This window comes from Rhodopirellula maiorica SM1 (assembly GCF_000346295.1).
GTDB classification, from domain to species: domain Bacteria; phylum Planctomycetota; class Planctomycetia; order Pirellulales; family Pirellulaceae; genus Novipirellula; species Novipirellula maiorica.
The window spans coordinates 1-6,887 of the sequence record NZ_ANOG01001022.1 but is presented as its reverse complement, the minus strand read 5'-3'; the positions used below and the strand labels follow the sequence as shown (position 1 = coordinate 6,887).

Sequence of the window (6,887 nt, the reverse complement as noted above, 5' to 3'; positions counted from 1 at the left end):
GATTGATTGGGCTCGCGTGATGCTGCATGGCACCGCGGCTCTTGAAGTCGCGTTGACCGAAGAAAAGTTTGTTGGCCGCATGCTGGCTACCGCTGACCCGGTCGCGGTCGAACGCTTTCGTCAAAACGTGCATCACCAATTGACCAATCGCAGCACAGCGACTCGCTTTGACTTGCGAGCGAACGTTGCCTTTGTTGCAAGCTTGGCCAAATCGGAAATTGGATTGTCGCCGACTGCGACCGCCTTGGAATTCATGAGTGGTGCCGTTTCGACGCTCGACCCGTACACACGACTGTTGTCGGGCAACCAACTTGATGAAATGTTCTCGAACATCGAAGGCAACTTTGTTGGTTTGGGTATCGAGTTGAAAGCGGAAAGCAATGCGTTGCACATCCTGTCGGTCATCCCTGGCGGGCCGGCTGAAGAGGCTGGTTTGATCGGTGGCGACCGCATCGTTCGTGTCGAAACAACCGAAACCAAAACGTCCGATCCGGGTTATGCCGCCGACTTGCTTCGCGGCCCCGAAAAATCGTACGTTTCGATTGGGGTGTTGGGAGCCGATGGCCACGTGCGTGATTTAAAAGTGCAACGTCGCCGTGTCGAAGTGCCGTGTGTCGAAAACGTGCACATCGTCGACTCCGCCAACCACGTCGGTTACCTGCGTCTGACGAACTTCCAAAAAACGACGACACGTGATGTCGAGCAAGCATTGTGGGACCTGCACCGCCAAGGAATGAAATCGCTGATTCTTGACGTTCGCGGCAACCCTGGCGGTTTGCTTTCGGCCGCCGTCGAAGTAGCAGACCGCTTTCTCGGCGACGGACGCATTGTCACCACTCGCGGCCGGAACGCTCGCGAAAACTATGACTACACCGCGCATCGTCCCAACACGTGGAACATCCCTTTGGCGGTTTTGATCGACCGCGACAGTGCGAGTGCAAGTGAAATTTTTGCCGGAGCGATCGCCGATAGCGGACGCGGCGATGTGATTGGTGAAACCAGTTACGGCAAAGGCAGCGTGCAAGGAATCTTTCGGATGCAATCGGCCAAGTTTGGCCTCTGTTTGACCACCGCCAAGTTCTATTCGCCAAGCGGCCGAGCGATCAGCCAAAACGGGGTCACTCCAAGCGTCCCGGTCGAACCAACCTACATCGCGGCACGTCCAAATTCCAATGGTGAAATGACCACCGACCGCGAAGACGCTGTACTGCAACGCGCCATCTCGCGATTGTCAGATGACAATTGGATCAGCCGCCGAACACAATAAGCGGATCGCTTGCAAGCGATCCTATCCCGAAACAAAAAAATCCCGCTCCAATCGAGCGGGATTTTTTTTGCATTGAGCGATCGTTCTCGCTGAACGCTTCCACTGGTTTCCAAACGCTTGACTGGGAACAAGCGTAGCGTAGTGGCGTTCAACACAAAGAATCGAACGAGCCAAACGCTGGCGACCTCGAACCTTAGCTTGTCTTGACACCGACGGTACGCAGATGCAATTCGGTGAGCTGTCCTGAATCGACTTCACCCGGTGCTTCAGTCATCAAGTCGGCTGCCTTTTGCGTCTTCGGGAACGCGATCACTTCGCGGATGTTCTCTAACCCCGCCAACAACATCACCCAGCGATCCACGCCAAGTGCGATCCCGCCATGCGGTGGTGCACCGAAACGCAGTGCGTTGAGCAGAAATCCGAAACGATCTTCGGCGGTCGCCTCGTCGATCCCCAGCAGGTCAAAGACCTTGCTTTGCGTCTTGGAATCGTGGATCCGGATGGTTCCACCGCCCGCCTCGCTGCCGTTGATAACAAGGTCATACGCTTGAGCACGACATGCCCTTGGATCGCTATCCAGTTTCTCCAAGTCGCTGGCAAGCGGTGCGGTAAAGGGGTGATGCATCGCTGTCCAGTTACCCGTTTCCTCGTCACGCTCGAACATCGGAAACTCGGTGATCCAGCTGCAATTCAGGTCATCGGGGCTGTACAGTTTCAGCTCGGCGCCTAAACGCTTGCGTAGTGCATACAAACCTTTGCAAGTGACTTCCCATGTATCGGCCAAGAACATCAGCAAGTCGCCCGGTTCGCCCTTCATCAATTCTTTGATCTCGGCGAGATGAGCTTCGTCCAAATTCTTGCTGATCGGGCTCCAAAGCGTCCCATCGTCTTCGACGCGGAACCAAGCCAATCCTTTCGCACCAAAGTCTTTGACGTACTCGGTCATCTCGTCGATATTACGACGCGAGAATTTGGTAGCTGCCTGTTTGACGTTCATACCACGAACAAAATTGCCGGCGTCGGCGGTAGCTCGGAAAACACGGAAATCGGTTTTCTTAGCGACCGAGGTGACGTCCACAATTTCCATGTCGAAACGCAAATCCGGTGCGTCGTGACCGTAGCGACGCATCGCTTCGTCGTAGGTCATTCGCGGCAGCGGCGTTTTGACTTCTTTGCCAAGCACTTCTTTGGCCGTGCGAGCAACCAAACCGTCGATCAGCCCCATGATGTCGTCGGCATCAACGAACGACATTTCAAGGTCCAACTGGGTGAATTCCGGTTGGCGATCGGCTCGCAAATCTTCATCGCGGAAACACTTCGCCACTTGGACGTAGCGATCGAAACCCGCAACCATCAAAATTTGTTTGTACAGCTGGGGCGACTGTGGCAACGCATAAAACTTTCCAGCGTGCACGCGGCTGGGCACCAAATAATCGCGAGCTCCTTCGGGAGTGCTGCGACCAAGGATTGGTGTTTCCACGTCGATGAAATCGTGCTCGGCAAAATAGTCACGCATCACCTTGATGATGCGGCTGCGTTGGACGAGCGCGTTCTGCATTTCTTTGCGACGCAGGTCCAAGAAACGGTACTTCAGCCGCAAGTCTTCGCCTGGCAAATCGCTTTGGCTGGGGGTGAAGGGAGGGTTGGCACAAACGTTTAGGATTTCGACGTGATCGCAGCGAACTTCGATCGCTCCGGTGGGCAATTTGTCGTTGGTTTTGCCTTCCAATCGATCGGCGACTTTGCCTTTGATCAGAATCACGCTCTCAGCGGGAATTCGGCCCGCTTCGTCGATCAATTTCGCATCGGCCTCGGGAGGCCCGACTACGACTTGAGTCAGTCCATAGCGATCGCGAAGGTCAATAAAGACGGCGCCGCCATGGTCACGTTTGCTGTCGACCCATCCGCATAGGGTCACTTCGGTTCCAATATCGGTCTTGCGGAGTTGTCCGCAGGTATGGGTGCGTAGCACAGAATCGGTCGGGGGCTAGGGAAACGGAATGGGTCAACGAGCAGGATTCTAGCCGCCCGAGTTGCTTTTGCTGAGTGGGGGCAAAGGCTGGATCAGGCAAAAGTAAAACGGTTCCGACAAAAGAAAAGCCGGCATCAGGGTCGATGCCGGCTTTTGCTAGTTTTGAATCCGGGGAAAAGCTGCGAAGGAACCAACGCAAATCGGCTCTTTAGCGTTCCTCGGAAGTGATCTGCGTTCCTCGGGAGGTAGGCGTTTAGAGCTCGGTGCCCGGAGCTTCCTCAGCCAGCGAGGCATCGCCTTTCTGCTTGGGGGCTTTGAAACAGAAAATCAGGATCAAATACAAGATCGCCATCGTGGCTGGAACCAACGCGGTGGCTCGAATCGCCATTCGGCTGCCGTAAAGAGCGGCTTCACCGGCCGGAGCCGCATCGACCGAGGCGTACTCTTTGTTCGTTTGCCACCACTCATATTGATTGCGGAGTCCCTCGAATTTCTCGCTCGTCCACTCATCGCCCGCGATCGCCTTTTCGTTTTCGATCGTCTCGCCATTGTCAGCAAGCATCCCCGCTTTTGCCCCGTCGATGCCGACGATCGGAGGGAAGAACAGGAATTGGTTCTCGTTAGGTGCCTTCACACGCTCGAAGGTGTCCGGAGCATTTGCTTGGATGTACTGCGACGAGAAATAGTCTTGCTTGTATCCAATTCCCGGGCCGCCCAACAATCCAGCCGACGTCATTCCCGCAAACCCCATCAAAGCCATCGCCACAGTAGCACTTTGAGGATAGCGTTCGCCAACCACGCCCAACATCGTCGGCCACAAGAAGGTTTTGCCCAGAGCGTACACCGTCGCAGCAAAAAACATGAAGTAAACGTTCGTTCCGATGCTGATCAAATACAACCCGGTAGCCCCGATACAAGCACTGAAGAACAACAGCCCCAAGGACGAGATTTTGTGAACGATGGGTCCTGCAAAGAATCGCAACGCGGTCATCAACAACGAAGTGTAAATGAACAGTGCGGTTCCCAGCGTCGCACTCTTAAGAATGCTGCTGGTGATCTTGTTGATCCAGCTATCGGTTCCAAGTTCGACGTATCCAACCAGAGCGTGGGTCAACAACAGGATCACAAAGAACGGCGCGATCAGCTTGGCGATCATGCTGCCATACGAAACCGTACCGGATTGAGCGTCGGTTTGGGGAAAGCGTTCTTTGACCGCAATAAAGCCATACATTGCGGTCGGAATCAGGTAGGTGGCCAGCAGCAGTTCCCAGCCGACGCTACCTTTCAAAAAGACGATCAGACCACCGATCACCAAACCGGCGGGCCAGCCCGCGTGCAAGATATTAAGATAATGAGTCTTTTGTTCAGGATAGATGGCGGCGGTCAACGGGTTGATCACGCCTTCGCAAATCCCGTTGCCGACCGCGAAAATGAATGCGGACCAGAACAGAATCATATAAACCGCGTCTTTACCGGCCGCATTAAAAACGGGAGTAGCCGAGAACAGCAACACCGCGGAAATCACGTGACATACCAGTGCCGCCAACATCAGCGGCTTGTATCCAATCCAATCGGTTAAAAACCCTGCCAACAGAATGACGATCCCGAATCCAAGCAGTCCTCCTCCCGTGATTTGGCCCAACTCGGTCATCGTGAAGCCGTATTGAGTCGACCAAACGTCGAGAAGTCCCGCCCGTACGGCAAAACCGTACCGGCAGCGATCAAGGCTAGAAAGCCTGCAGAAAGAAGTAGTTTTCGGTTTTCCATAGTATGCCGGTTTGGTCCGTTGGAGGGAGAAAATTGCAGATTGACCACAAAATGCTGGCAATCAAAAGTAGTTTCGTCAAGTAAGTCTGCCGTTATTTCGCCAGCAATGAGAGATTAATTCACCTCCACGCTCGTTGCTACTTACTCGCTCGCTATACTCTGCCTAAACAATCAAATTTGCTGCTCATCGCAGCTTCCCCCCTGCTATCGGAGTCCTCTCGATGCGTTTCCTGCTTGCCACCGCCCTTGTTCTCGGAGCTTTCACGACCATGGCGACCGCCCACGACGATCACGAATGTGCACTCGATTTCAAAGTAAAAAACATTGACGGCGAAACCGTGGACCTCGAAGACTACGAGGGCAAGGTGGTGCTAATCGTCAATACGGCCAGCGAGTGTGGGCTGACGCCTCAGTACGCTGGATTGCAAGATTTGTACAAAAAGTACGAAGAAAAGGGCTTCGTCGTGCTCGGTTTCCCCTGCAACCAATTCGGGTCTCAGGAACCAGGCAGCGAAGCGGATATCAAATCGTTCTGCTCAACAAAGTACAACGTGACCTTCCCGATGTTCAGCAAAGTGGATGTCAACGGCAGCGATGCGACGCCGATCTATAAGTACTTGACCAGCAAAGACGTCAAACCTGCTGGCAAAGGAAAGGTCAGCTGGAACTTTGAAAAGTTCTTGATCGACCGCGACGGCACATTGGTCCACCGATTCGCTCCGCGGACCACTCCCGACGACGCCGAACTGATCAAAGCGATTGAATCGGAACTATAGAACGTCACCCATTCGTTTAGATCAACGGCCCGTGGGCCGCCCCGTAAGCCACAGGGTAAAGCGTCCAATCCGGCCGCTCGTTCGATTCCTCCCACAGCTAACCAACAGCAACTAAACGATTGCTATGAAAAGGGTTAGAACGCGAATGGTGGGTGACCGGAGCCGTCAATGGGTTCGTTGGATTTGCCGTACCGCCCGAAATTCTTGCGCCGTTTTGATAGCCTATGAATTAAGCTGCGGCCCAGCAGCCGCGGCGTGCGATTTTCGCCCAAGACAGCCTTGGGCGTTTTCTCTGCATTCGCGACAAGTATCTAACCACCCGAATATCCTCGCATCCCTTTCCTGTTATGCGTTCACTCTCTTGCTTTGCCACCATCGTCTTCGGCATGTCGATAGTTTTTGGCAGTTTGTTTCCTCATGGGGCGTCGGCGGAAACCGCGTCTCCTCTGCTAAAACCCCATGATCGTGTGGCGATCGTCGGAGGAACATTGGTCGAGCGGATGCAGAGCAGCGGTCAATTCGAGGGACAATTGCAATCTCGGCGACCGGATTGGAAATTGACTGTCCGTAACCTGGGCTGGTCCGGTGATGACGTGCACGGTTACGCGCGAAAACGCTTCGATTCGCCTCGCGAAGGCTATTCGCGGTTGCTTGCCGATATCGAGGTCGCCAAACCGACAGTCGTTTTGCTGGCTTACGGTTTCGCAGAAGCCAGCGATGGTGATCCGGCGATTGGACGGTTCGCAGACGGATTGCAGCGACTGATTCATGACATTCGGCAATCCAATCGCCGGGTGATTCTGATGACGCCCTTTCCGCTGCCGGGCTACAAAACCGAAAACTATCAAGAATCGATCGCTCAGACACGTGAAATCGTGCAAACGGTCGGCAAAGAAACCCATTCGCCTGTGGTTTCGATGGCTTGGCACCCCAGTAAAGATGAAACCACCCTCGATGGCTTGGTCCCGAACGAACAGGGGTATGCCCGTTTGGCCAACGAGTTAGCGGATGTCTTGGTGGGTGGCCAACCCCAGCAGGTTGAAGATGAGCTTTCCCAGCAAATTGTTCGCAAGAATGAGCTTTTCTTTCACCAATATCGTCTCAG

General features: G+C 54.2%; 5 protein-coding genes. 3 read left to right on the top strand and 2 right to left on the bottom strand.

The window, feature by feature from the left end; all coding sequences use genetic code 11:
* Positions 1-1,267: S41 family peptidase (locus tag RMSM_RS33085; RefSeq protein ID WP_040770789.1), on the top strand; the 1,267-nt coding region annotated here is incomplete at its 5' end.
* Positions 1,268-1,460: 193 nt separating this feature from the next.
* Here the strand turns inward: RMSM_RS33085 and aspS are convergent.
* The gene (aspS, locus tag RMSM_RS33080) at positions 1,461-3,239 is read right to left on the bottom strand and encodes an aspartate--tRNA ligase (protein ID WP_008708045.1); all 1,779 of its coding nucleotides are present in this window, start codon (positions 3,237-3,239) and stop codon (positions 1,461-1,463) included.
* A gap of 253 nt (positions 3,240-3,492) precedes the next feature.
* Positions 3,493-4,890, bottom strand: coding sequence for an MFS transporter (locus tag RMSM_RS33075; RefSeq protein ID WP_008708044.1), 1,398 nt, complete (start codon positions 4,888-4,890; stop codon positions 3,493-3,495).
* A gap of 385 nt (positions 4,891-5,275) precedes the next feature.
* Between RMSM_RS33075 and RMSM_RS33070 the strand changes: the two genes are divergently transcribed.
* Entirely contained in the window at positions 5,276-5,782 is a 507-nt protein-coding gene (locus RMSM_RS33070) for a glutathione peroxidase (protein WP_173405165.1), read from the top strand.
* A 386-nt stretch (positions 5,783-6,168) separates the two neighbouring features.
* A partial coding sequence (locus RMSM_RS33065) for a GDSL-type esterase/lipase family protein (RefSeq protein ID WP_236622402.1) occupies positions 6,169-6,887 on the top strand: 719 nt, incomplete at its 3' end.

Coding starts and splice junctions, on each gene's coding strand:
- RMSM_RS33075 (WP_008708044.1), bottom strand. CDS start 4,890: ATGACCGAGTTGGGCCAAATCACGGGAGGAGGACTGCTTGGATTCGGG.
- RMSM_RS33070 (WP_173405165.1), top strand. CDS start 5,276: ATGGCGACCGCCCACGACGATCACGAATGTGCACTCGATTTCAAAGTA.